General features: G+C 42.9%; 19 protein-coding genes and 1 riboswitch. Of the genes, 9 read left to right on the forward strand and 10 right to left on the reverse strand.

All coding sequences use genetic code 11. The features are described from left to right. Nucleotides 1-224: 224 nt before the first annotated feature. Complete coding sequence (locus tag ABIE66_RS05695; RefSeq protein WP_370014140.1) at nucleotides 225-1,160, forward strand: catalase family peroxidase; 936 nt, start codon at nucleotides 225-227, stop codon at nucleotides 1,158-1,160. Nucleotides 1,161-1,216: 56 nt separating this feature from the next. Here the strand turns inward: ABIE66_RS05695 and ABIE66_RS05700 are convergent, their stop codons facing one another. Together ABIE66_RS05700 and ABIE66_RS05705 are read right to left on the reverse strand one after the other, a co-directional pair. Then, the gene (locus ABIE66_RS05700; RefSeq protein WP_370014141.1) at nucleotides 1,217-2,887 is read right to left on the reverse strand and encodes an ABC1 kinase family protein; all 1,671 of its coding nucleotides are present in this window, start codon (nucleotides 2,885-2,887) and stop codon (nucleotides 1,217-1,219) included. A gap of 14 nt (nucleotides 2,888-2,901) precedes the next feature. Further along, nucleotides 2,902-3,204 carry a phasin family protein gene (locus ABIE66_RS05705; protein ID WP_289317606.1) on the reverse strand — a complete coding sequence of 101 codons (303 nt, stop codon included), beginning with the start codon at nucleotides 3,202-3,204 and terminating at the stop codon, nucleotides 2,902-2,904. 250 nt (nucleotides 3,205-3,454) lie between these two features. On the opposite strand from ABIE66_RS05705, the gene ABIE66_RS05710 reads away from it, so the two are divergent. Beyond that, nucleotides 3,455-4,204 (forward strand): SDR family NAD(P)-dependent oxidoreductase, encoded by a 750-nt coding sequence (locus ABIE66_RS05710; protein WP_370014142.1) that lies wholly within the window; start codon nucleotides 3,455-3,457, stop codon nucleotides 4,202-4,204. A 2-nt stretch (nucleotides 4,205-4,206) separates the two neighbouring features. Here ABIE66_RS05710 and ABIE66_RS05715 read toward each other — a convergent pair whose 3' ends face one another. Together ABIE66_RS05715 and ABIE66_RS05720 are read right to left on the reverse strand one after the other, a co-directional pair. Beyond that, entirely contained in the window at nucleotides 4,207-4,413 is a 207-nt protein-coding gene (locus ABIE66_RS05715; RefSeq protein WP_370014143.1) for a hypothetical protein, read from the reverse strand. A 90-nt stretch (nucleotides 4,414-4,503) separates the two neighbouring features. Beyond that, a complete protein-coding gene (locus ABIE66_RS05720) occupies nucleotides 4,504-5,295 on the reverse strand; it encodes a TIGR00266 family protein (protein WP_370014144.1) in 792 nt (263 codons plus the stop codon). Between the two features lie 189 nt (nucleotides 5,296-5,484). Here ABIE66_RS05720 and glpK point away from each other — a divergent pair, with 189 nt between their 5' ends. Together glpK and ABIE66_RS05730 are read left to right on the forward strand one after the other, a co-directional pair. Beyond that, nucleotides 5,485-6,975 (forward strand): glycerol kinase GlpK, encoded by a 1,491-nt coding sequence (glpK, locus tag ABIE66_RS05725; protein WP_370014145.1) that lies wholly within the window; start codon nucleotides 5,485-5,487, stop codon nucleotides 6,973-6,975. Nucleotides 6,976-7,041: 66 nt separating this feature from the next. Beyond that, nucleotides 7,042-7,509, forward strand: a complete 468-nt coding sequence (locus tag ABIE66_RS05730) for a CBS domain-containing protein (protein WP_289317601.1) — start codon at nucleotides 7,042-7,044, stop codon at nucleotides 7,507-7,509. A 52-nt stretch (nucleotides 7,510-7,561) separates the two neighbouring features. On the opposite strand, the gene ABIE66_RS05735 is transcribed toward ABIE66_RS05730, so the two are convergent. From ABIE66_RS05735 to ABIE66_RS05745, 3 genes are all read right to left on the reverse strand, one after another. After that, nucleotides 7,562-9,676 carry a peptidoglycan D,D-transpeptidase FtsI family protein gene (locus tag ABIE66_RS05735; protein ID WP_370014146.1) on the reverse strand — a complete coding sequence of 705 codons (2,115 nt, stop codon included), beginning with the start codon at nucleotides 9,674-9,676 and terminating at the stop codon, nucleotides 7,562-7,564. A 398-nt stretch (nucleotides 9,677-10,074) separates the two neighbouring features. Then, complete coding sequence (locus ABIE66_RS05740; RefSeq protein ID WP_289317599.1) at nucleotides 10,075-10,428, reverse strand: hypothetical protein; 354 nt, start codon at nucleotides 10,426-10,428, stop codon at nucleotides 10,075-10,077. Between the two features lie 74 nt (nucleotides 10,429-10,502). Continuing rightward, nucleotides 10,503-11,606: a DUF2515 family protein gene (locus ABIE66_RS05745; RefSeq protein ID WP_370014147.1), complete on the reverse strand. Its 1,104-nt coding sequence runs from the start codon at nucleotides 11,604-11,606 to the stop codon at nucleotides 10,503-10,505. A gap of 790 nt (nucleotides 11,607-12,396) precedes the next feature. Between ABIE66_RS05745 and ABIE66_RS05750 the strand changes: the two genes are divergently transcribed. From ABIE66_RS05750 to ABIE66_RS05760, 3 genes are all read left to right on the forward strand, one after another. Continuing rightward, a complete protein-coding gene (locus ABIE66_RS05750; protein ID WP_370014148.1) occupies nucleotides 12,397-14,148 on the forward strand; it encodes an ABC transporter ATP-binding protein in 1,752 nt (583 codons plus the stop codon). Further along, nucleotides 14,145-16,163, forward strand: a complete 2,019-nt coding sequence (locus ABIE66_RS05755; protein ID WP_370014150.1) for an ABC transporter ATP-binding protein — start codon at nucleotides 14,145-14,147, stop codon at nucleotides 16,161-16,163. The genes ABIE66_RS05750 and ABIE66_RS05755 overlap by 4 nt, the downstream gene beginning before the upstream one ends. Before the next feature lie 137 nt (nucleotides 16,164-16,300). After that, nucleotides 16,301-16,549 carry a type B 50S ribosomal protein L31 gene (locus tag ABIE66_RS05760; protein WP_061461980.1) on the forward strand — a complete coding sequence of 83 codons (249 nt, stop codon included), beginning with the start codon at nucleotides 16,301-16,303 and terminating at the stop codon, nucleotides 16,547-16,549. Nucleotides 16,550-16,659: 110 nt separating this feature from the next. On the opposite strand, the gene metC is transcribed toward ABIE66_RS05760, so the two are convergent. Together metC and ABIE66_RS05770 are read right to left on the reverse strand one after the other, a co-directional pair. Continuing rightward, the gene (gene metC / locus ABIE66_RS05765; RefSeq protein WP_289324015.1) at nucleotides 16,660-17,841 is read right to left on the reverse strand and encodes a cystathionine beta-lyase; all 1,182 of its coding nucleotides are present in this window, start codon (nucleotides 17,839-17,841) and stop codon (nucleotides 16,660-16,662) included. Next, a complete protein-coding gene (locus tag ABIE66_RS05770; RefSeq protein ID WP_370014152.1) occupies nucleotides 17,838-18,950 on the reverse strand; it encodes a methionine biosynthesis PLP-dependent protein in 1,113 nt (370 codons plus the stop codon). Before ABIE66_RS05770 ends, metC begins: the two co-directional genes overlap by 4 nt. 85 nt (nucleotides 18,951-19,035) lie before the next feature. Beyond that, nucleotides 19,036-19,149, reverse strand: a riboswitch (SAM riboswitch). A gap of 346 nt (nucleotides 19,150-19,495) precedes the next feature. On the opposite strand from ABIE66_RS05770, the gene fumC reads away from it, so the two are divergent. Together fumC and ABIE66_RS05780 are read left to right on the forward strand one after the other, a co-directional pair. Then, on the forward strand, nucleotides 19,496-20,878 hold the full coding sequence (gene fumC, locus ABIE66_RS05775; protein WP_289324017.1) for a class II fumarate hydratase: 1,383 nt from the start codon (nucleotides 19,496-19,498) through the stop codon (nucleotides 20,876-20,878). 109 nt (nucleotides 20,879-20,987) lie between these two features. Beyond that, nucleotides 20,988-21,230 (forward strand): hypothetical protein, encoded by a 243-nt coding sequence (locus ABIE66_RS05780; protein ID WP_289324018.1) that lies wholly within the window; start codon nucleotides 20,988-20,990, stop codon nucleotides 21,228-21,230. 67 nt (nucleotides 21,231-21,297) lie between these two features. Here ABIE66_RS05780 and ABIE66_RS05785 read toward each other — a convergent pair whose 3' ends face one another. Further along, nucleotides 21,298-22,443 carry an ABC transporter ATP-binding protein gene (locus tag ABIE66_RS05785; RefSeq protein WP_289324019.1) on the reverse strand — a complete coding sequence of 382 codons (1,146 nt, stop codon included), beginning with the start codon at nucleotides 22,441-22,443 and terminating at the stop codon, nucleotides 21,298-21,300. Nucleotides 22,444-22,497 lie beyond the last annotated feature (54 nt).

Raw genomic sequence — 22,497 nt, forward strand, 5'->3', positions numbered from 1 at the left:
TTTTAAAACCGTTTCGAATCAATCGGACACCCTTTAATCGGGGGAATAATTTGAATAAAAGATAAAACGCCTGGATTTTTCAAGGCGTTTTATTCTTTTTGTAAAAAGTTCAGTTATGAGAAAAGTGATAGAGCGGGTTTAATTTGAATAGGGAAGTAGATTAATGGGTAGAGGTAATAACTAGTGAACAATGAGTTGACATTGAAAAGATGGGGTGTTGTGTTATGGAGGAAAATGATGAAAATTTGAAACCGAAACTAGCCAGTGAAGCAGTTAATGTGATTGAAAATGTAGCTGGAACATATCCTGGTTATCGTCGTGCGCATGCAAGGGGATATGTGTATGAGGGGGTTTTTACCCCAAACGGAAAAGCGTCCCCATTAACGGTTGCTTCGCATCTTCAGGAGGAAGCTGTGCCAGTGATCATTCGGTTTTCAAATAGCTCGCCCATTCCAAGCCATCCTGATGCCATTTCCCCTATAAAGGGCATGGCCGTGAAGTTTCAATTGCCGAATGGAGAGGTGTCAGATCTTATTACTGTGACCATTCCGCTATTCTTTGCAAAAACACCGGAAGCGTTTGTTGATATTGCGGGCTTTTTCAAATCTGCAAAAGAAGGTTTCCCCAATCTGAAAGAGCTGGCCAAAATCCTGTTGAAATACCCTGAAAGCAAGGCAAGCTTGCAAATGCTTAAAGAAATGCGTTCTCCAGCCAGTTTCTCAACGTGTCAATATTACTCCATTCATGCATTCTATTTCATTAACGCGGAAGGAAAGCGTCAGGCCATTAAGTATGAGTGGGTACCTGATGCCGGCCTTAGTATGCTGGCAAAAAAAGAGGTAGCCGAGCATTCGGCAGAATACTTGAATGAAGAAATGGAAGAGAGGCTCAAGCAAGGTCCGGTGGGCTTTAAGTTGAACATTCAAATAGGAGGGGAAAATGACCCGGCTGACGATCCAACCAAAGCTTGGTCGGAAGATAAACAGGTAATTACGGTCGGCCATTTGGAAATTTCTAATAAATTGGAAGATGCTGAGGATCATCTATTGTTTGATCCAACCAATATTCCTGAAGGAATTGAGTGTTCTGAGGACCCAATCCTGCATTTTCGCCACAGTGCGTATGCCGTTTCGTATGACCGTCGGATAAATAACAAATGATAGGTATCTTGAAAAAGGGAAACTCCTTATTAAAGGATTTTCCCTTTTTTGTAAGTTTACATTTTTCCGGACCTGAAAATGGTGTAAAGCATGAGTAAGAACATCAGGGTTGCAACGACAAATCCAATCTCGATAACCGGTATTTTCCATAGGATCAGTGTTTCCCCGCCTATTGCAGAACCGATAATGAGACCGACCATGATTATGCTGAATGCAAGCAGTATAATACTGAAAGACAGCCGGTTCGAGATTTGATCAAGCTTATGTAAAAAAACTTGAAGTTCGGGAATATTGATATCGAGCCGCAATTTCCCTTTTTTTATGATACCTGTTACTTCCCTGATATCCTTGGGCAGTTCGGCGATGGCTTCGGCAGACTCGATGAATTGATTCCAGGCGTTCTTCGCAATGTTTTTTGGATTGTAGCGTTCCTTAAAAAGCCTTTCCCCAAAAGGTTCAGCTGCTTTCATGATGCTGAAATTCGGATCTAATCCTTCGACAATGGCCTCCATGGTGAGCAGGGCCTTGCCGAGCATCGTGAATTCGGGAGGAATTTGGACTTGGTGCCGATTGGCAACCGTGAACAGGTCATTGACTGCTCCGCCTAAGCTGATTTGGCTCAATGGGATATCATAATATTTATTTCGCAGTTCATCAATATCCCCCCTCAATGGGGTCATATCGATTTCGTCCGTCAGAAGGCCCATATCTGAAAGCGTCTTGATCAATCCATTGGTGCTTCCGCGTTTAAGGTTGATGACAAGCGAGGCGAACTGATACTTCGTTTCTTCCTCCAGTCGTCCCACCATTCCGAAATCCATGAGTGCGACGACGTTTCCTGGCAAAATGATGATATTGCCAGGGTGGGGGTCGCCGTGGTAAAAGCCATCGATCAATATTTGCTGAAGCATGGAATTCGCTAGTCTTTCCGCGATTTTCCGGCGGTCATAACCTTCATCATCAAGCTGTTTATAATGATTGATCTTAATTCCTTGAATGAAATCCATCGTCAGGACCCTTTTTGTGGAATACTCCCAATGGATCCTTGGTACCTTAAACCCTTTATCATCGATGAATTGCTTGGCTATTCTTTCCCCGTTTCGGCCTTCGGAGTTATAATCGAGTTCTGCGCGGAGTGATTTAGCGAATTCATCAATCATTTTTCTGATCTGGTAGCGTCTTGCCCAAGATATCCGAGCTTCCATAAGTCTTGCCAAATCATCGAGAATTTCCAAATCCGTTTCCACTGTCGGCAGAATATCGGGCCGCTGCACTTTGATTGCTACGACTTCCTGTGACGGAAGCCGTGCCGTATGGACCTGCCCAATCGAAGCGGTTGCCAGTGGTTTTTCATGAAATTCCAGAAAAATGTTTTCCAAAGAATCACCCAATTCGGCTTCGACAATTTTGCGAACCCTATCAAATGGAAAGGGGCTGACCTGGTCCTGTAGCTTTTCAAGTTCGCGGACGATTTCGTCCGGAACGAAATCACGCCTCGTACTAGCAATCTGACCAAGTTTAATGAATGTAGGACCCAAGCTTTGTAATATCGTATGCAGCCGCTCTCCAATTGAGCGGAGGTTCAGGTTTTCATCGGGTTGGAGTTTCAATGCCGCTTTGTTCTCGGATAATCCCAGGCGATAGATGAAGTAACCAAAACCATTTTTCAAGAAGGCATTAATGATTTCTTGGTAACGATGTGCGTGTTTCAGTCGCTTGCGAAACATTCAAGTACCTCCTGTCACGATTGTATATTTTGGTTCTGTTTCTCCAAAATTACGATGCGTCGCTCCAATTCCTGAACTTCTTCTTTAGTTGCCAAGTTTAGGCCGTTGAGCGCTTGGTTGACTTTTGCCTTGACGGAATCATCCAGCTGCTTTTGGGCTTGTTCCCCTTTTTCGACCCATTGCTTAATAAGGACTTTGGAGTCTTCTTTGCTGATATCGCCTTTTTTCACAAGAGAGTCCACCGCTTTTTCAATTTGCTCTTTTGTAGCAGCGGCAGCACCTAATCCTAAAGAAAACACATTTTTTAATAAGTCCATTTTTACATTCCTCCAATATAAATTTTTACACTGTAAGAAAGATAATAGCGGATGACTTTCACCCTGGGTTCAATCTTGTTGTTACTATCCATCATACATCACTTTATGGCAGCTACAAAAAAATAAGGGTCCTGATGATTATTGATGATAAGGAAAAGGATTTGTTGATCAGTCAAGGGAAATTGTTTGAAGTGAAGCGAATTGGATATTATGATAGGGAAAAATACGCTGTGAAAGTGGGGATGGAATAATGGGTTTCACTAATAAAACGGTGATTGTAACAGGCGCTTCGAATGGTATAGGGAGAGGCGTGGCAAAAGGATATGCAGAAAGCGGAGCTTCAGTCGTTCTCGCAGATTTGGACGAGCGGGAAGGTCTTCTGTATGTGGAAGAGCTCAAAAGTAATGGTCATGAAGCCATGTTCGTTAAAACGGATGTTCGTAAGGAAGCAGACATCCGACATTTGATGGATGTAACTCTAAAAACATATAAGACCATTGATATATTAATCAATAATGCGGGAAAGGCATCATTCAAATCGCTTTATGATCTGACGATTGAGGAATGGGACGATATGATGAATACGAATTTGCGAAGTGTTTTCCTTTGTTCCCGGGCGGCGGCAGAATCAATGCGAAAAAATGAAACGGGGGGTGCAATCATCAATTTAGCATCAACTAGAGCAATAATGTCTGAGCCGGATTCAGAATCCTATGCAGCGACAAAAGGTGGGATCAAAGCACTGACACATGCACTTGCTGCTTCTTTAGGCAGCGAGAAAATTACGGTCAATTCGATTTCTCCGGGGTGGATTGAAACGGGTGATTATGAATCGCTGAGGGATAAAGATCATCAACAGCATTTTTCCAATCGGGTTGGCAAACCGGAAGATATTGCAAGGGCCTGTCTTTATTTGACGGCAACGGAAAATGATTTCGTTACGGGTGCGGATCTTATCGTCGATGGAGGTATGACAAGAAAAATGATATACGAGGAGTAACCTCATTTTTTTCGATAAAGATATTGCAATTCAGTTCCGAGCTCACGGTTTAGCAGCTGTTCCATTTCTTCTAGCTCTTTTATGCCGATAGGGGCATCGGCAGCTGTCCAGTGAACGTTATAAACAAAATAGTAATCTCTTATTTTTCGGAAAATAACAGGAGAATTCGGGAATTGATCAAAAATTGCCCTGATATTATAGCGTCTCATGTAAGACCACTTAACAAGCTGCATCTAGCTATCCATCCTTTTCAAAAGAGATCAATGACTGCCATGATGGGGCAGCCATTGGTCCGGTTCTTATTTATCGTTGAATAAATTGAATAAGCCTTTAGCTACGCTGCCTTCTTCGGATGATCCTCCATTTTGCGGCGCTGCAGCAAATACACGGCTGGCAAGCCGGCTGAATGGCAAAGATTGCACCCAAACGGTTCCGGGTCCTTTTAATGTTGCAAAGAATAAACCTTCGCCTCCGAATAAAGCGGTTTTCACGCCTTTTACAGTTTCAATATTATAATCTACCCCGCTGGTCATTGCTACCAAACATCCTGTATCCACACGTAAGATCTCTCCTGCAGCCAATTCTTTTTTATGGATCGTGCCACCGGCATGAACGAAGGTCATTCCATCCCCTTCTAGTTTTTGCATGATGAAGCCTTCACCGCCAAAGAAGCCTGCCCCTATTTTTCTCTGAAACTCTATTCCGACCGAAACGCCTTTTGCTGCCGCCAGGAAAGCGTCTTTTTGACAAATGATTTTCCCGCCGAGCTCGCTTAAATCCATCGGAATGATTTTACCTGGATAAGGCGAGGCGAATGAAACGTGTTTTTTATCTCGTCCTTCATTCGTAAAAGCCGTCATGAAAAGACTCTCACCAGTAAGGAGCCGTTTCCCGGCACCGAATAGCTTACCCATCATTCCGCTGCCACCATTTGAAGACCCATCACCAAAGATGGTTTCCATCTTGATTTGATCTTCCATCATCATTAAACTTCCAGCTTCGGCAATCACGGTTTCCTGAGGATCCAATTCCACTTCAACAAACTGCATGTCATCTCCATATAACTTAAAATCTATTTCATGATTATTCAATTTCCATTCCTCCTATCGACCTTAATTTCATTGTAAAAGATAAACTCTTAACCTGCCAATATTTTTCAATTTTTCAGCCGTAATTTATATATTTTTTGTTTTCACGGATATATCCTAGTAAAATGAAGAAAGAAAAAAACAGCATGACACTTAAGCTGAAATGAATCTTAAGTGTAGGAGGAGACAACCATGGAGACCTACATATTATCATTGGATCAGGGAACGACTAGTTCCCGGGCCATTTTATTTAATAAAAGCGGGGAAGTTTTGCATATTGCCCAAAAGGAGTTCACCCAATATTTCCCCAATCCAGGATGGGTGGAGCACAATGCCAATGAAATTTGGGGTTCCATTTTATCGGTAATCGCTTCCTGTCTATCGGAAATGAATGTAAAGCCGGAACAGATTGCTGGGATCGGCATCACGAATCAACGGGAGACGACCGTGGTATGGGATAAGGAAACAGGCCAGCCGATACATCATGCCATCGTCTGGCAATCCCGACAGACAAGCGAAATTTGCGCGCAATTGAAGGATGAGGGTCTTGATGACTTATTTTTACGGAAAACCGGTTTGTTGATTGATGCTTATTTTTCCGGTACTAAGGTGAAGTGGATTCTCGACCATGTTGATGGGGCGCGGGAAAAAGCTGAAAACGGGGACTTATTGTTTGGTACGATCGATACATGGCTGATATGGAAACTTTCGGGTGGTAAAGCACATGTGACCGATTATTCGAATGCGTCAAGGACGCTGATGTATAACATTCATGATTTGAAGTGGGACGAAGAGCTACTGGAAATTCTTCAAGTTCCGCAATCGATGCTGCCGGATGTTCGTTCTTCATCGGAGATATACGGGAAAACAGCGCCACACCATTTCTTTGGCCACGAAATCCCGATTGCCGGAGCAGCTGGAGATCAACAGGCAGCTTTGTTCGGCCAAGAATGCTTTGAAAAAGGAATGGCTAAGAATACGTACGGCACCGGATGCTTTATGCTGATGAATACAGGAGAAAAGGCAGTGAAATCAGAGCATGGTCTGTTGACCACGATTGCATGGGGGCTGAACGGAAAAGTCGAATATGCATTGGAAGGCAGTATTTTTGTTGCAGGTTCGGCAATACAATGGTTAAGGGACGGATTGAAACTCTTGCATGACCCGAAAGACAGTGAAAAGTATGCTTTGCGGGTCACTTCAGCTGATGGCGTCTATGTAGTCCCCGCATTTGTCGGATTAGGTACCCCTTATTGGGATAGTGATGTCAGGGGAGCTGTATTCGGTCTAACAAGGGGGACATCGAAGGAGCATTTTGTCCGGGCAACATTGGAAGCATTGGCCTACCAGACAAAAGATGTCCTTAGCGCGATGGAAGTCGATTCAGGGATTAACTTGAAGGCATTGAGGGTCGATGGCGGGGTTGTCAAAAACAACTTTTTGATGGAATTTCAAAGCGGCCTCTTGAATGTACCAGTCGAAAGACCGGTTATTAGTGAAACGACAGCGTTAGGTGCAGCATATTTAGCTGGGCTTGCAGTAGGATATTGGGAAAGTCAGGAAGAGATTTCAAAGCTATGGGCAGTCGATAAGAAATTCGAACCAGAGATGGAAGAACAGGAACGGAAGGGTTTATATAATGGCTGGAAAAAGGCAGTTCAGGCGGCAAGGGTTTTTAAATAAGTTAGTAAGGGTATTAATAGAAGAGAGATAAATGCAGAACGTCCAAATTAAAAAAGGGGTGGTAATATGTTAGTTAAGGATTTCATGATAAAGGAAGTCTATGTAGCCCGTCCTGATTTTACATTAAAGGAAATTCTGCGAATCTTAATCGAAAATAAAGTGGGCGGTGTCCCGGTCGTGGATGAACATGATAAGCTATTGGGAATGGTGACGGACGGGGATATCCTTCGTTATTTGACACCTGCCGAGGAAGCCATCATGGGGTATTTCACATACATTACGGTTCTTCCTGGTGAAGAATTGGATGAAAAGGTTACATCCAAGATGAATGATAAAGTCTCACAAATCGTTAAAAATAAAAGAATTACAAAGCTATCCCCCGAAGATCCGTTAGATGAATTGATAAAGGTACTTTCCAAGCATCATTTCAAGAAAATCCCCGTCGTGGATAAAAATGATAAAGTCGTCGGCATCATCAGCAGGGGAGATGCACTTAGGGCCCTATATAAGGAATTCGTTCAAAAGCTGGAATAAATGGAGCATCAAAAAAGGCATGCTCGTAATCGAGCAGGCCTTTTTGTAATTATCATTGAGTGCTTTCTACTGCCTTATCGGCCTCAGATTCACCTTTTGCTCTTTTTTCCTTCAATTTAAAGTAGGCGTCCATTACGTCCCGCCCGATACGTTTGTTAATATCATCAGAGGGCTTGCCTTGATACACCCATGGCACGACAACAGAAAATGCCACTTCCGGATTATTGTGAGGTGCATAACCTACAAGAGTCAAATTTATGGTTTCCAAGGGTTTACTATATTGATTTCTCCGCGGTCCGTCGTAAAAGGCCTCGGCAGTACCCGTTTTTGCTGCCGCACGGTAAGACTTCCCGCCGAAATATTTATATGCCGTCCCGCCTGGCTCCTGGGCAACCTGCCTGAATCCTTCCTGGACACGCTGCATCCAAACGTCTTTCCCGCCTAAATCGTTTAACACTTTGGGACTCATTGTTTTAAAGACGCTGCCCAATTCATTGTGTTCGTTGGATGGATTCCTGATTTCCCTGACCATATGTGGCTCAAGCCTTTTTCCGCCGTTTGCAATCGTCGAAACGTACTGTGCCAATTGCATGGGGGTATATGTATCATACTGGCCAATCGATAAATCCAGCAGCAATCCATCTGTAGACATGTCGACGCCTTTAAACCCGACGGATTCGTTTGGCAGGTCGATGCCGGTACGGACACCCAAGCCGAATTGGGCATAATGATTCCGCATGATGGAATAAGCTTCCCGGTTGATCCCTAACGGTCGATGAGGGATATAATGCCCGCCGGCAATTCTGATCGCCGTCATGAACATATAGACATTCGACGATTTCTTTAACGCGGAGACATCGGTTACATAACCCAAATCACTATAAGATCCTTTCTTAGGAGCTCCTGCTAAAAGGAGTTTCCTGTCAAAAAAAGCTGACCCTGGTGAGATGGCTCCAGTCTGAAAGCCCGTGTAGACCGTAGCCCCTTTAACAGATGACCCCATCGTATAGGAGGTAGTAATGTTTCCAAGGGCGAAATCTTTCATTTCGGTTAAGCCTGTTTCACTGTTACGTCCGTATTGCCTACCGGCCATCGTAAGCACTTCACCTGTATTCGGGTCCATTAAAACGACGAAGGCACGATCCAATAAGTAGGTATTTCCCCTAGCTTTAGTTCTGCGTAATTCGCTCTCGATGATTTTTTCAACCTTTTGCTGCAGCTCCATATCAATTGTCAGGATTAAGTCTTTTCCGCTTTGCCCTTCAGTGAGGGTATTCGTTTTGATGACTTCCCCTTTGCTCAGCACATTTTCAGTCCGCGTCTTTTGACCGCGCAGAACATCTTCATATTGTTTTTCGATATAACTTTTTCCGACCCGGTCATTCCTGGTATAGTCGCGTGCCAGATAATAGTCAATATTTTCACTGGGAATGCCTTCTTCGGAAGAAGAGACTTTGCCTAGAACCGACCGGAGGGTCTCGTCATACTTATATGTCCTTTCCCAATCCGTCGTTACATCCACGCCGGGCATTTCATCCAAATGTTCACTAACCCTGGCGAATTCTTTTGTGGTGACATCTTTATTCTTCACGATTGACGGTGCGAGGGCATAGCCACTATTGAATTCCCGGAAGATGGCGATCACTTCCAACTCATCCTTGGTGAATTTCTTGATATTTTCATCGGTTACCCGTTCCATTTGAAGTTTGTATAAATCTTTTTGCTCCAGTTTCTTTTCGATTACTTTCTTCCTCTCGGCTTTGGTAATCAAGGCTTCGGCTTCTTTTGGATGTTTTAAAATCCAAAAATCCTTTTTATCCGGCAGTGTTACCTTTTTTGTATCTTTTTCTATCAAGGTAGCAAGGACCTCCGCCGTCTTCACCATATCGGCCGCTTTCGTATTCGGGTATTTCGTATAAGTGATGGCGTTCCGCGGCTCATTATCAACGACCGGATTCAAGTTGCGGTCATACATCTTACCACGGGGAACGGGGGTATTGGCCACATCGTTTTCAGTTCGGTCGACTTCGCGAAGGTAATCATCCCCATACACGATTTGGACGATGCCAAGCCGGATTATTAAGCTTGAAAATAAAATGAATATTAAAAAGAACATAAAGTTCAGTCGGAAAGGAATTGGGGTTTTTTTCTTTTTTTCTTTGGCCATGATTAACATTCCTTTCTAGTAAAAGTAAAAAATAAGAAAATTCCTATCTCCAATGATATATAAAATTAACTTATTTTTCTATGCTTTATCCGTAAATTTATCTATATTTCCAAAAGATTGTTTAAGAGTTATAAAATTCCTAGTAGTCTCGCAATTGGGAAAATTGATTTAAATTTATATGACAAATGATTTGGGTGGGGTTCTAATAGATAAATAGTGGGTGAAGCAGCACGGCGGCAATCAAGAGGAGAGATGCTTTATAGAGTTGCTCATGTGAAAAAGGGATGCTCAAATCAAAGTACTTGGAGAGATGGTCATGGTAAATGAACGATCAATGACTTTAAACCTTCGAGAATTCATTCACAATGCCTTAAGTACCATGATTTTTTATTCAAGCATTAATTTGCTTCAGATTTCCTAACGGGAGTTAGAGTCGCCACACTGATAATCTCTTTGAAATATCCGCATAGCTCAAGCCATTTTTCCGGGTAAATATAGATGAAACGTTCAATCGTTTCTATAGAGTGAAGTATCAGGCAATCGATTTGATCCGTTTTTCGCTTCTGCAAATTGAATAGAAGCTCATGCGGGATGGTGTAATAAGGATGGATTTGATACGGATTAAGTATGACCGGGGAAATATTCATTTCGTCCCTATACTTGTCCGTCATGATCTTTTGGATTGTAAAGCTTTCGTTAGTATGTAAATCCCCGAATCTGTAGTTTGGATTCAATAGTACAATGCCTCTCATTTGAATCACCCATTCTTTTTGCTAACCATTCTTGCCAAATGGAGGATGGGATATTCAAAGTAAGAGGCCTGATGCTAGAAAATGGCTTTCATTCCGTTAAGGGTCTTGAGCTGCTTGACATTTTCGAGCACCTTGTTGGTCAAGTCCACCTTTTTAGTAATCGGTGAGCTTCGTAAATCTTCTATGAAGCTTTCATTCGAGAACCAATCAATGGAAGGGAGAGGAAAGACTATTTGATCTGCCCATGCATCATGAAGAGTGGGGCTGTAGACTTTAGCATCTTTTGCCGTGGTTGGGTCTGAGGTATATATTTTTTTCCAGTAATCCTCTCTGGAACCCGTGTGTGGGACCTCTTTTGTAAATTGGCTAACACCGCGAAAAACAACCGGATGCTGAAAAAGAAGCCCATATAAGAATTTTCCCGTTTCTATACGCTGTTTCGGATCGGCAAAGCGCTCAACGGTCAGGCCTGTCAAGGAATGGAGTCCGTCTTGCATGTTTTCGTAAGGGAAGATCACATTCATGAAGCCTAAGTATTCCTGAAGCTGAAAATCAAGCCTTCGGAGGATTTCACCATGGCGGGTACGTTTTAGTACCCTTTCCTGAAGCATTCTTTGTTCATTAATGATGAGGGATGTTGTCAAAAGGGGTGAATGTGGTTCTTCGATGAAAGATTCCCAAATCGGGGCCATGAATCTTGAAATGCGGAATACCTGTAAGTATTTCCTTATTGGAAGTGCTTTTTGTTTAGAAAGTTCATATAAAAGGAGCTGGGGGAAGGCATCGGCAAATATGGCCGAATTGGCGCGCTCAAGGAACAGGAAAAATTTCTGCCGTTCCGCTTTGTCAATAAGATGGGTCATGGATGAACTTTTCAAGTCAGTCATATGGTATCCTCCATTCCTCGAAACCATATGTGCTAAAAAGGCCCAATGGACCTCTGGATTACGATTGTAAAAGGCGAGATATGCTTGTGTTCTTGTGATATTGTTCCTGTTCAAGGCAGCCGTTTCGGTACGAATGCTTTTTACAAGGGCGGTTTCCTCCGGAAAAAAAACTTTTGACTCATCCAAAGGCTGAAATAGCTCTTTTTGTAAATGGGATTTTAGCGTGTCATATCTTTCAGCATCGATGATGGGCTTGGTTTTGACAGGGTTTTTGCCTAACAGCTTCTGCACATATTGGGAGAACATACAATCACCACGAATGTTTTTCGATCATTATATGCAGAGCCGTCAAGAAAGGGGCGTTACATTTGCAACGCCCTTGATGGTTTTCTTTTGTCATCAGTTATTTTTCTTCTTCTTTTCCCTGTACAATAAAATATAATAAACTATCCAGAAAAGTATCACAGGAATGAAGGATAACGGTCTATATTGGACCGGTACGGCAAATAAGATGAAAATGGATGAAAGTAAAAAGGGAACCGCCAGGAGTATATATTTTCTCCAGTGCATATGCTGAACCTCCTTAGGTAAACGTCATTCTTATAAGAATAAAGGATTATCCATCAATAATCTAGAAAAGTCACAATTGACAAAAATATACACACGTAGTAATCTTTAAATATAAGTTAAAAATTACCATTAATCAATGTAAAGGAGGCGAACGTCATGACTAAATCAGTTAAGCATATGGATGTTACAACCGAATATCATACGTCCGCCTGCCCTGAGGCTTTGTCGTTCTAGACAAAGGATTGAGAACGTGTTCATTCATCATTTTAAGCGCAGGTTGTGGAATTTTCGCGGCCTGCGCTTTTATATGTGTTCTTACACATCTAAAAAAGCTTCCGCTAATTGGCGGAGGCTTTTTGGCATTTGGGATTCAGGTGCAATAGCATCCTTTCCATATAAAAGATAGGAGGAATTTTAAATGAGACAAAAGAAATTGGGAATCTTACTGCACCCCGGAGATCCAGAAAGCGGTTAGCGAAGGGAAAGGTTTGAACAAAAGGGAGGGGAATTCATGTTTGCGATTTTTAAAAAGCTGTCCTGGTTCTTTAAAGAACAGTGGCGGCGTTATACCTTGGCCATTTTATTCCTATGTCTAGTGAATATCTTGGAGGTCATCCCGCCAAAATTAGTCGGGAATGCCATCGATGATATGAACAGTGGAAGCATGACGCAGGAAGATGTCATGAAATACGTTATTTATTTGCTCCTGGTACTGAGCGGCAGCTACCTATTTGGGTACTTATGGAGTTATCTGTTATTCGGCGGCGGAAACTTGGCCGAACGAAAACTAAGGTCCGGATTTATGGGCCATTTGCTGAAAATGACGCCGACTTTTTATGAAAAAAACCGTACAGGGGATTTAATGGCAAGGGCAACCAATGATTTAAAGGCAATATCCCTCACAGCTGGTTTCGGGATATTGACGCTCGTTGATGCGGTGCTGTTCACCATTACAGTTGTGGTCATGATGGGAGCCACCATCAGCTGGCAGTTGACGATTGCGGCGGTGCTTCCACTTCCGATCATGGCAGTGATGATGCAAATCTACGTGAAAAAAATTTACAAACGTTTTACTGATGCACAAGCTGCCTTTGGTACTTTAAATGACAAGGTCCTGGAATCCATTTCAGGTATCCGTGTCATCCGGGCTTATGTCCAGGAACGGGAGGATGAAAAACGATTTGATGAAATGACGGAGGATGTATATCGCAAAAATCTCGCCGTGGCAAGAATCGACGCCCTCTTTGATCCAACGATCAGCATTATAATCGGAATCAGTTATTTAATCGGTTTGGGCTATGGGGCTTATCTTGTTTTTCAACAGGCCATAACTCTTGGCGGACTGGTTTCGTTCAATGTTTACCTAGGCATGTTAATTTGGCCGATGATCGCGGTGGGTGAACTGATCAATGTCATGCAAAGGGGAAATGCTTCGCTGGATCGTGTTCAAGATACCCTTTCATATGAAGCGGATGTGAAGAACCCATTGGGTTTGGAGAGTATTCCTAATCCGGAAAATATCGAATTCAATCAAGTGTTTTTTACATACCCTTCCTCTTCAGTAGTCAATCTATCCAATATTTCCGTACAGCTTGGGCGTGGTCAAACATTGGGTATCGTCGGGAAAACAGGAAGTGGAAAAACGACATTCGTGAAGCAATTGCTACGGGAATATCCTTTAGGAACAGGAGAAATTGCTTTTGCAGGAATTCCGTTGGAGCAACTGGATCTGGAAGATATTCGTAACTGGATCGGTTACGTTCCACAGGACCATTTTTTATTCTCGAAGTCTGTTAGGGAAAATATCTTATTCGGTAAAATGGATGCAACTGAAGATGAACTGGCTGAAGCTATCCGGCTTGCGGATTTTGAGAAGGACTTAATGATGCTGCCCAACCGTCTTGAGACACTCGTCGGTGAGAAAGGTGTCGCTCTATCTGGAGGGCAAAAGCAGAGGATCTCGATTGCCAGGGCACTGATCAAAAATCCAGAAATCCTTATATTGGATGATTCCTTATCCGCTGTAGATGCGAAAACGGAAACGACCATCATCGAAAACATTCAAAATGAACGGGCAGGGAAAACGACCATCATCACAACACATCGCTTATCAGCCGTTCAGCACGCGGATAGGATTATCGTGTTGGACAGTGGAGAGATCATCGAAGAGGGGACTCACGGAGATTTACTGCAGAATAATGGCTGGTATAGGGAGCAATACGATCGACAGCAGGTTGACCAAGGGACGGAGGTGAAGGCATGAAGGTCGTAAAGAAACTTTTTAATTATGCTGCACTATATAAAAAATTAATCATTGGCGCCCTGATCATGCTGGCACTTTCGGTAGCCGCCGATTTGACGGGTCCATTCGTTGCCAAGAAAATCATCGATTCTCATATCCTTGGGATCGAATCCTCCTGGTATGAAACGGTTAAAGGAAAAGATGCTGTTAAGTATGATGAAAATTGGTATAAACGGGCCGATTACTTTAATGAAGGTGAGAAGAAAGGCAGGGAAGTCCGCGTTTTGCAGGTTGGCAATCAATTTGTCTTCGTAGATGAAGCCGTGCCTATGGATGGCCGAAGAAGCTTGGAGAACCAATCGTTGATCATCAAGAAAGACGGGGAAGAGCAACGGGTGCAAGCGGTTAAATTGACGAGTCAGGAAGTGATGCGGTTTTATCAACCGGAAATTCCGCGGATCTTTAAGCTTGTGGCTTTTTATTTTGGCCTTGTCATCATTTCCTCCATTTTTCAATATGGGCAGAGTTTTTATTTGCAGAAAGCGGCAAACCGAATCATTCAAAAGATGCGAAATGATATTTTTACGCATATTTCCCGTTTACCGATACGCTATTTCGATAATATGCCAGCGGGAAAAGTGGTAGCCAGGGTCACTAATGATACGGAAGCGATCCGGGAATTATATGTAACGGTGCTCGCCAACTTCTTCTCGAGCACGATTAATATCTTCGGCGTTCTGATTGCTTTGTACATTCTGGATGCACGTGTCGGTACCATTGGCCTTTTACTCATTCCGATCATCGTTATCTGGACGACGGTATACCGTAAATTCGCCTCAAAATATAATCACATCATTCGGGAACGGGTCAGCGATATTAATGGGATGATCAATGAATCCATTTCTGGAATGAGCATCATTCAGGCATTTGGACGTGAAAAGGAGACGAAGCAATCTTTTGAAAATTTGAACCAGGAGCACTATTCCTATCAAAATAAAATGCTCCATTTGAATTCGTTGACAGGTGGAAACTTAATTGGTGTCATTAAAGTTCTGGCGCTAGTGGCATTCGTCTGGTATTTCGGGGGGATTTCCCTTACAGCGAGTTCAGCCATTTCTTTAGGGATGATGTATGCAATTGTTGATTTGATCAGCCGCCTGCTTCATCCGCTTCACGGAATCGTCAATCAGTTCGCTAACCTAGAACAGGCACTTGTTGCAGGGGAGCGGGCATTCAGTTTATTGGATGAGCAGGGATTGGCAGTAAGTGATGAAAACATATCCAGATACAAAGGAAACGTGCAATTCGAAAATGTTTCTTTTGGCTATAAGGATAATGAATATGTGTTAAGGGACATTTCCTTCTCAGCTAAGCAAGGGGAAACGATCGCTTTAGTTGGCCATACTGGATCAGGAAAAAGTTCCATAATGAATTTATTGTTCCGTTTTTATGACAGTAGTGAAGGGCAAATCAAAATTGACGGAAGAAATATTTTGGATATTCCCCATCAAACGCTTAGGGAGCATATGGGAATCGTCCTCCAGGATCCCTATTTATTTACTGGCACCATCGCTTCCAATATCAGTCTGAATCATAAAGGCATCACAAGGGAAATGGTTGAAAAATCATTAAGGGATGTAGGGGGCGACAAAGTGCTGAAGCATCTTCCTTTAGGGCTAGATGAACCTGTGATTGAAAAAGGAGGAACGTTGTCTTCTGGACAGCGGCAGCTAATCTCTTTTGCACGTGCTCTTGCATTCAATCCGGCGATATTTATTTTGGATGAAGCGACGGCAAGCATCGACACAGAAACCGAGGCAATTATCCAGAAGGGAATGGAAGTGCTGAAAAAAGGGAGAACGACCTTCATCATTGCACATAGACTCTCCACGATTAAAAATGCCGACCAAATTCTGGTACTGGATAAAGGTCGGATTGCTGAGCAAGGTACACATGAAGAATTAATGGAACTAAAAGGGAAGTACTATCAAATGTATGAGCTGCAGGCTGGGCCGCATAAAGGGATGGCCGGTTGAAATACAATTGAATAAGTAAGGATAATCAAGATTAAACTATTAATGAAGGTGCCGTTATTGGCACCTTCAAGCACAATGCTTGATAATAGTAATCATTACGCTTAACATATACCTATACTAACGATGAGGTGATAATAGTGAAACAAGAAATTCATCCCGATTATCGACAAGTAGTATTCATGGATACCAACAGCGGTTATAAATTCTTGACAGGTTCCACGAAAACATCCAATGAAACGATCGAATGGGAAGACGGCCAAACGTATCCATTATTAAAAGTGGAGATCAGTTCAGATACGCACCCTTTTTATACTGGAAAGCAGAAGTTTGCTGAAAAAGGCGGACGAGTGGATCGCTTCCTGGATAAATATAATATGAAGAAATGAGAGTAAGGCCGTCGGGAAATCGTTGGCCTTTTTTTATGGATGGGTTTAACAAGAATTAAAATGATGCAAACAAAAAGGGTGCCCATAAATATGGGGCACCCATCCTTTTTTCATTTCGCAGCAATTGCTTCGCCTTTTGCAATATTTACAAGGGCCGCATCGAAGTCCTTGATTAAATCGTCCGGATTTTCAAGTCCGACAGAGAGACGAAGCAAGCTGTTCGTGATGCCCCGCTTTTCCCTTTCATCAGCAGGCATGGCAGCGTGGGACATTTTGGCCGGGTAGGATAATATCGATTCGACAGCTCCAAGGCTTACGGCAAAAACAGGAAGCTCGACAGAGTTCACGAAAGAGCGGAAGACTTCTTCGCTTTCCAATTCAAATGATAGGACCGCCCCGGCTCCAAGTGACTGGCCTTCCTGGATGGCGTGCTGTGGATGATCTGCTAGGCCGGGATAATACACTTTTTTAACCAAGGGCTGCTTCTTTAAGTAGGCGGCAATCTTTTCTGCCCCTTTTTGGGAGTGCTCCATTCTAACGGACAAGGTCTTCAGACCTCTCATTACTAGCCAGGCGTCCTGGACACCAAGAACCGCTCCAAAGGAGTTTTGGAGGGAACCGAGTCTTACTGCCAATTCAGGATCTTTCACTACAGCAAGTCCAGCTACCACATCACTATGTCCGGATAAAAACTTCGTCGCGCTATGAAGGACAACATCAGCGCCCAGATTCAGTGGTTTCTGTAATGCTGGCGTCAAGAATGTATTATCAACAAAACTTAAGGCCCCGGCTGTTTTTGCGATATCACATACGGCTTTAATATCGGTCACTTTAAGTAATGGATTTGAAGGCGTTTCGATGTATATGGCACTCGTATTTGGCTTAATGGCCGCTTTGACGCTTTCAAGGTCCGTCATGTCAACGAAAGTATGCTCAATATTGAAACGTGTCAAAACACTTGTGACCATCCTGAACGTTCCGCCATACACATCTTCGGAAATGACGATATGGTCTCCGGCAGACAACAGTAGGAAAGCTGTTGAAATGGCTGCCATTCCTGATGAAAAGGCAAAACCGTGTGTACCTTCCTCAAGTTCGGCAATGATATCTTCCAGCGCTTCGCGAGTTGGGTTCCCGCTTCTGCTGTAATCATATTTACCGAATTGATCGATATCGGATTGATGGAAAGTGGAAGCGTGCTGAATGGGGACGCTCACACCGCCTGTTGCCGAATCGAATTTATGTTGATTATGGAGTAATTTGGTTTCAAAGCTAAAATCATGATCGGTCATCGTAGTGCCTCCCTTTTTACGTGTGCGAATGCTTGCTGTAAATCCTGAATCAAATCGTCGCTGTCCTCAATGCCGACGGAGAAGCGAAGCAGGCGATTACAAACCCCATTGGCCGTTCTGACTTCAAGCGGTATATCGGCATGTGTTTGTGTAGCAGGATAGGTGATGAAGCTTTCGACCCCTCCAAGGCTTTCTGCAAACGAAATTAATGAGAGTGATTGTAAAAATGGGTTGACCGCCGCTTCTTCAATGATGCGGAAGGAAATCATGCCGCCCCTACCGGGATACAATACGTCCGTAACACAATCATGTTCCGACAAGTAATCTACAAGTACCTTTGCATTCTTTTCATGACGATCCATCCGCAATGCCAGGGTTTTCATTCCGCGCATCAACAGCCAAGAATCAAAGGGGCTCAAGACAGCACCAGTACCATTATGATGGAAGGCAAGTGCATCACATAATTCCGCGCCGCTGGCCACGATCAGTCCGGCGAGCACATCATTATGACCACCGAGATACTTGGTAGCACTGTGAATCACAATATCCGCTCCAAGCAGGATGGGTTGTTGAATAAGAGGCGTGTAAAAAGTATTATCAACGATTAACAATAAATCAAATCGTTTGGCCAATGCGGCAACGGCGCTAATATCCGTTTGCTGCATAAGAGGGTTAGTGGGAGTTTCAATGAAGATGGCTTTCGTGTGAGGAGTGATGGCTTTTTCGATATCCTCCAAACAACAAGTGTTCACATAGTCACACTGCAACCCCCATTTCTTAAAACCTTGTTCTAACAGACGATATGTACCCCCATAAAGATCTTCGCTGACAATCCATGCATCACCTGATTTAAATAAGGCCAGTATAGTAGAAATGGCTGCCATTCCTGAACTGCAGGCATATCCTTGGTCGCCTTTTTCCAGATCGGCGATGGATCGTTCCAATAGTTGGCGTGTAGGATTACCTGTCCTTGTGTAATCGAATCCAGTCGATTGACCGATTCCTTCGTGGCGAAAAGCAGTTGAAAAGTATACCGGCGGATTGACTGTTCCTGTCGCCGTTTCGCTGCGATTTCCTAATTGAGCAAGATATGTTTCAGTTTTGTACATAGTTTTCACTGCTCCTTTGAGTTATATAAAATAAAAAAAGTCTTCTTTAAGAAGAAGACTTTGATTAAGTAGGGACGAGTCATTCTTCTTATCTTCCAAGTTCACAAACTTGTGGAATTAGCACCTTTTCATTGGTTTGAAACAAATGAAGGTTGCTGAGGTGTCATCGGGCCATTCCCTATACCTCTCTCGATAAGAGTTTAGATTATTCAATTTCTTTTGAATTTACTATAAATACAAAATACTGTCAAGAACAAGTTTGATGGATTTTGCTTCGATGTTCATGACTAGGTCTATTGGAGCCTAGCGGTGTCAACACTTTACGTGTCTAAAAAAGAATATCCGGAATTTTCATGTGGTCAAGGATAATCCTGAATGATCCTGTTGAATTAATTGAATTTTTCAGAAAAAGGGGAGGCTTGGCCGGATATTTTTGCTTTAAAATAATAAAGTTTGTACAATGTAAGGAGAGAGAATAATACGACATTATTCATTTCATATACTTAAGGTCTTCGATGAATAGTGCAAACATAGGAGGAGAACACATGGATTACAGAATCGAACGAGATACGATGGGTGAAGTGAAAGTTCCTGCCGATAAATATTGGGGAGCACAGACCGAGAGAAGCCGTAACAATTTCAAAATTGGTAATGAAAAAATGCCGATTGAATTGGTTCGTGCATTTGCATACGTTAAACAAGCTGCGGCAAAGGTGAACTATGATCTCGGTGATCTTTCGGAAGTTAAAAAGAATGCCATCGTTAAGATTTGCGGCGAAATCCTTGAAGGTACGCTTGATGAACATTTCCCGCTTGTAGTTTGGCAAACGGGAAGCGGGACGCAAAGTAATATGAACGTGAATGAAGTGGTCGCTAACAAAGGGAATGAATGGTTAAAAGAAAATGGTGAATCGGAAACACTTCACCCGAATGATGATGTAAACAAGGCACAAAGCTCCAATGATACTTTCCCGACCGCCATGCATATTGCAGCCTTTATGGAGGTCGCTGAAAAGTTGGTTCCTGCCATCAAAGAACTTCGTGATACATTCGATTCAAAAGAAAAAGAGTTTTGGGATGTCGTGAAGATTGGCCGGACGCATCTTCAAGATGCAACACCACTGACATTAGGACAAGAAATTTCTGGCTGGAAAGCGATGCTTGATAAAGATTTAGCGATGATTGAGGAAAGCAGCCAAAAATTATTGAACCTGGCTCTAGGCGGAACGGCTGTAGGAACAGGAATCAATACAAAAAAAGAATTCCCGGGACTTTCAGCAAAACAAATTGCAGCGGATACAGGACATCCTTTCGTCACATCGGATAATAAGTTCCATGCATTGACAAGCCATAACGAAATCGTTTATGCACACGGTGCTTTGAAAGCATTGGCAGCAGATTTAATGAAAATTGCAAACGATGTCAGATGGCTGGCAAGTGGCCCTAGAAGCGGAATCGGCGAAATAGCCATTCCTGAAAATGAGCCAGGCAGTTCCATCATGCCGGGTAAAGTCAATCCAACACAGAGTGAAGCGCTTACCATGATTGCGACACAAATCGTGGGTAACGATGCTACAATTGGATTTGCAGCAAGCCAAGGTAACTTTGAATTGAACGTATTCAAACCAGTCATCATCTATAACTTCCTTCAAACAGTGAAATTATTGACGGAAGGCATACACTCTTTTAACATTAATTGTGCGGTTGGCATCACTGCAAATGAAGATAAGATCAAAGAAAATGTAGATCGCTCCCTTATGTTGGTAACAGCATTGAACCCGCATATTGGTTATGAAAAAGCAGCCAAGATCGCCAAAACTGCATTCAAGGACAACTCTACCTTAAAAGAAGCGGCATTGAAATTGGAGTTCCTCACGGAAGATGAATTCAAAGCATGGGTCGATCCCGCTAACATGGTTAATAAATAATTCCATAGGAGTGCCCTCCCGCCGGTATTAGGGAGGGTGTTTCCATGTGTTAAAATAATGAAAGCAACAAATACTGAGATCATAAGTATCGGGAACAGGAGGAATAACAATGTCTTTATGCCCGCTTTGCAACGGTCTAAGAAAAATTCATGTAAATTGCCCGGAATGCAGCAGCAATCTTGAGGATAAAGGGAAATTCATGGATTACGCTGATGATTACAGTGCTTATATGGATATCGACACACTTAAGCTGAACGACGGATACCCCCAATCCCTTCAAAAAGGCCAGTGCCCGCATCTTATGAAATGCTCTGAATGCGGACATGATGAAGTGGTATTGGTCCAGGAATAGATTTGACCCTTATTTAATATTTGAATAAATGAAAAAAAGACCCATTCATGAACGGGTCTTTTTACGTTTAATTGGCAGATAACTTCATGCTTTCCTGCATTTGTTCGTCCTCTTCAACTAAAATGCGATGTTCGGTCCCTTTATCAAAAAAGTGTGCTTTATTCATGTCAAGGGCTAGTTTGATGTTCTCGCCTGCCTGGATAATATTCTTGGCATCTACCCGTGCGACGAAGTCCTGCCCCTCTAATGTGGAGTAAAGCATGATCTCCGCGCCCATGAGTTCGGCTACATCAATTTGGGTTGTGAATATACTGTTGGGGGACTCCGTGAAGCAATCTCCTTCGTTATGGAAATCCTCCGGACGGATGCCAAAGATCATTTCTTTTCCGACATATCCTTGATCACGCAGCATTCTCATCTTCAATTCGGGTATTTCAAACGTTTGTTCACCAATTTTAAACATGCCTTCTTTTAATGTTCCGGTAAAGAAGTTCATGGCAGGCGATCCGATGAAGCCGCCGACGAAAACGTTTATGGGTTTCTCGTAAACGTCTTTTGGGGCACCGACCTGTTGGATGATACCATCTTTCATTACGACAAGACGTGTCGCCATGGTCATTGCCTCTGTTTGGTCATGTGTGACATATATCGTTGTGGTGTCCAGACGTTTATGTAGCTTTGCGATTTCAGCACGCATTTGAACCCGCAGCTTTGCGTCGAGATTGGATAATGGCTCATCCATCAAAAATACTTTTGCGTCCCTTACAATTGCACGGCCTAGTGCCACACGCTGGCGCTGACCACCTGAAAGGGCTTTCGGTTTTCTATTTAGCAGCTCTTCAAGTCCGAGGATCCTTGCAGCTTCATTGACCCTTTGCTTGATCTCCGCTTTTGGCGTTTTCCGGAGTTTTAATCCAAATGCCATATTGTCATAGACGGACATATGTGGATATAAGGCATAGTTCTGGAAAACCATCGCAATATCACGATCTTTAGGGGGGACATCATTGACTCGCTTGCCGTCTATAAATAAATCCCCTTGGGAAATGTCTTCCAGTCCGGCAATCATCCGTAAAGTCGTCGATTTGCCGCAGCCTGAAGGTCCCACAAAAACTATGAATTCCTTATCGGCAACACGAAGGTTGAAGTCTTTAACAGCTGTCACCTTTTTATCATAAATCTTGAATATATGATCCAATACTAACTCTGCCATGAAAAATCCCCCTTTTAAACTATTGATTACTTGTACTAATTAAATATAGTCTAA

The sequence above is a fragment of the Peribacillus sp. B2I2 genome (assembly GCF_041261685.1).
In the GTDB taxonomy this organism is placed as follows: domain Bacteria; phylum Bacillota; class Bacilli; order Bacillales; family DSM-1321; genus Peribacillus.

Excerpts from the sequence above, each read along its gene's own strand:
- ABIE66_RS05695 (WP_370014140.1), top strand. The coding sequence starts at position 225 with ATGGAGGAAAATGATGAAAATTTGAAACCGAAACTAGCCAGTGAAGCA.
- ABIE66_RS05700 (WP_370014141.1), bottom strand. The coding sequence starts at position 2,887 with ATGTTTCGCAAGCGACTGAAACACGCACATCGTTACCAAGAAATCATT.
- ABIE66_RS05705 (WP_289317606.1), bottom strand. The coding sequence starts at position 3,204 with ATGGACTTATTAAAAAATGTGTTTTCTTTAGGATTAGGTGCTGCCGCT.
- ABIE66_RS05710 (WP_370014142.1), top strand. The coding sequence starts at position 3,455 with ATGGGTTTCACTAATAAAACGGTGATTGTAACAGGCGCTTCGAATGGT.
- ABIE66_RS05715 (WP_370014143.1), bottom strand. The coding sequence starts at position 4,413 with ATGAGACGCTATAATATCAGGGCAATTTTTGATCAATTCCCGAATTCT.
- glpK (WP_370014145.1), top strand. The coding sequence starts at position 5,485 with ATGGAGACCTACATATTATCATTGGATCAGGGAACGACTAGTTCCCGG.
- ABIE66_RS05730 (WP_289317601.1), top strand. The coding sequence starts at position 7,042 with ATGTTAGTTAAGGATTTCATGATAAAGGAAGTCTATGTAGCCCGTCCT.
- ABIE66_RS05735 (WP_370014146.1), bottom strand. The coding sequence starts at position 9,676 with ATGGCCAAAGAAAAAAAGAAAAAAACCCCAATTCCTTTCCGACTGAAC.
- ABIE66_RS05740 (WP_289317599.1), bottom strand. The coding sequence starts at position 10,428 with ATGAGAGGCATTGTACTATTGAATCCAAACTACAGATTCGGGGATTTA.
- ABIE66_RS05750 (WP_370014148.1), top strand. The coding sequence starts at position 12,397 with ATGTTTGCGATTTTTAAAAAGCTGTCCTGGTTCTTTAAAGAACAGTGG.
- ABIE66_RS05755 (WP_370014150.1), top strand. The coding sequence starts at position 14,145 with ATGAAGGTCGTAAAGAAACTTTTTAATTATGCTGCACTATATAAAAAA.
- metC (WP_289324015.1), bottom strand. The coding sequence starts at position 17,841 with ATGACCGATCATGATTTTAGCTTTGAAACCAAATTACTCCATAATCAA.
- ABIE66_RS05770 (WP_370014152.1), bottom strand. The coding sequence starts at position 18,950 with ATGTACAAAACTGAAACATATCTTGCTCAATTAGGAAATCGCAGCGAA.
- fumC (WP_289324017.1), top strand. The coding sequence starts at position 19,496 with ATGGATTACAGAATCGAACGAGATACGATGGGTGAAGTGAAAGTTCCT.
- ABIE66_RS05780 (WP_289324018.1), top strand. The coding sequence starts at position 20,988 with ATGTCTTTATGCCCGCTTTGCAACGGTCTAAGAAAAATTCATGTAAAT.
- ABIE66_RS05785 (WP_289324019.1), bottom strand. The coding sequence starts at position 22,443 with ATGGCAGAGTTAGTATTGGATCATATATTCAAGATTTATGATAAAAAG.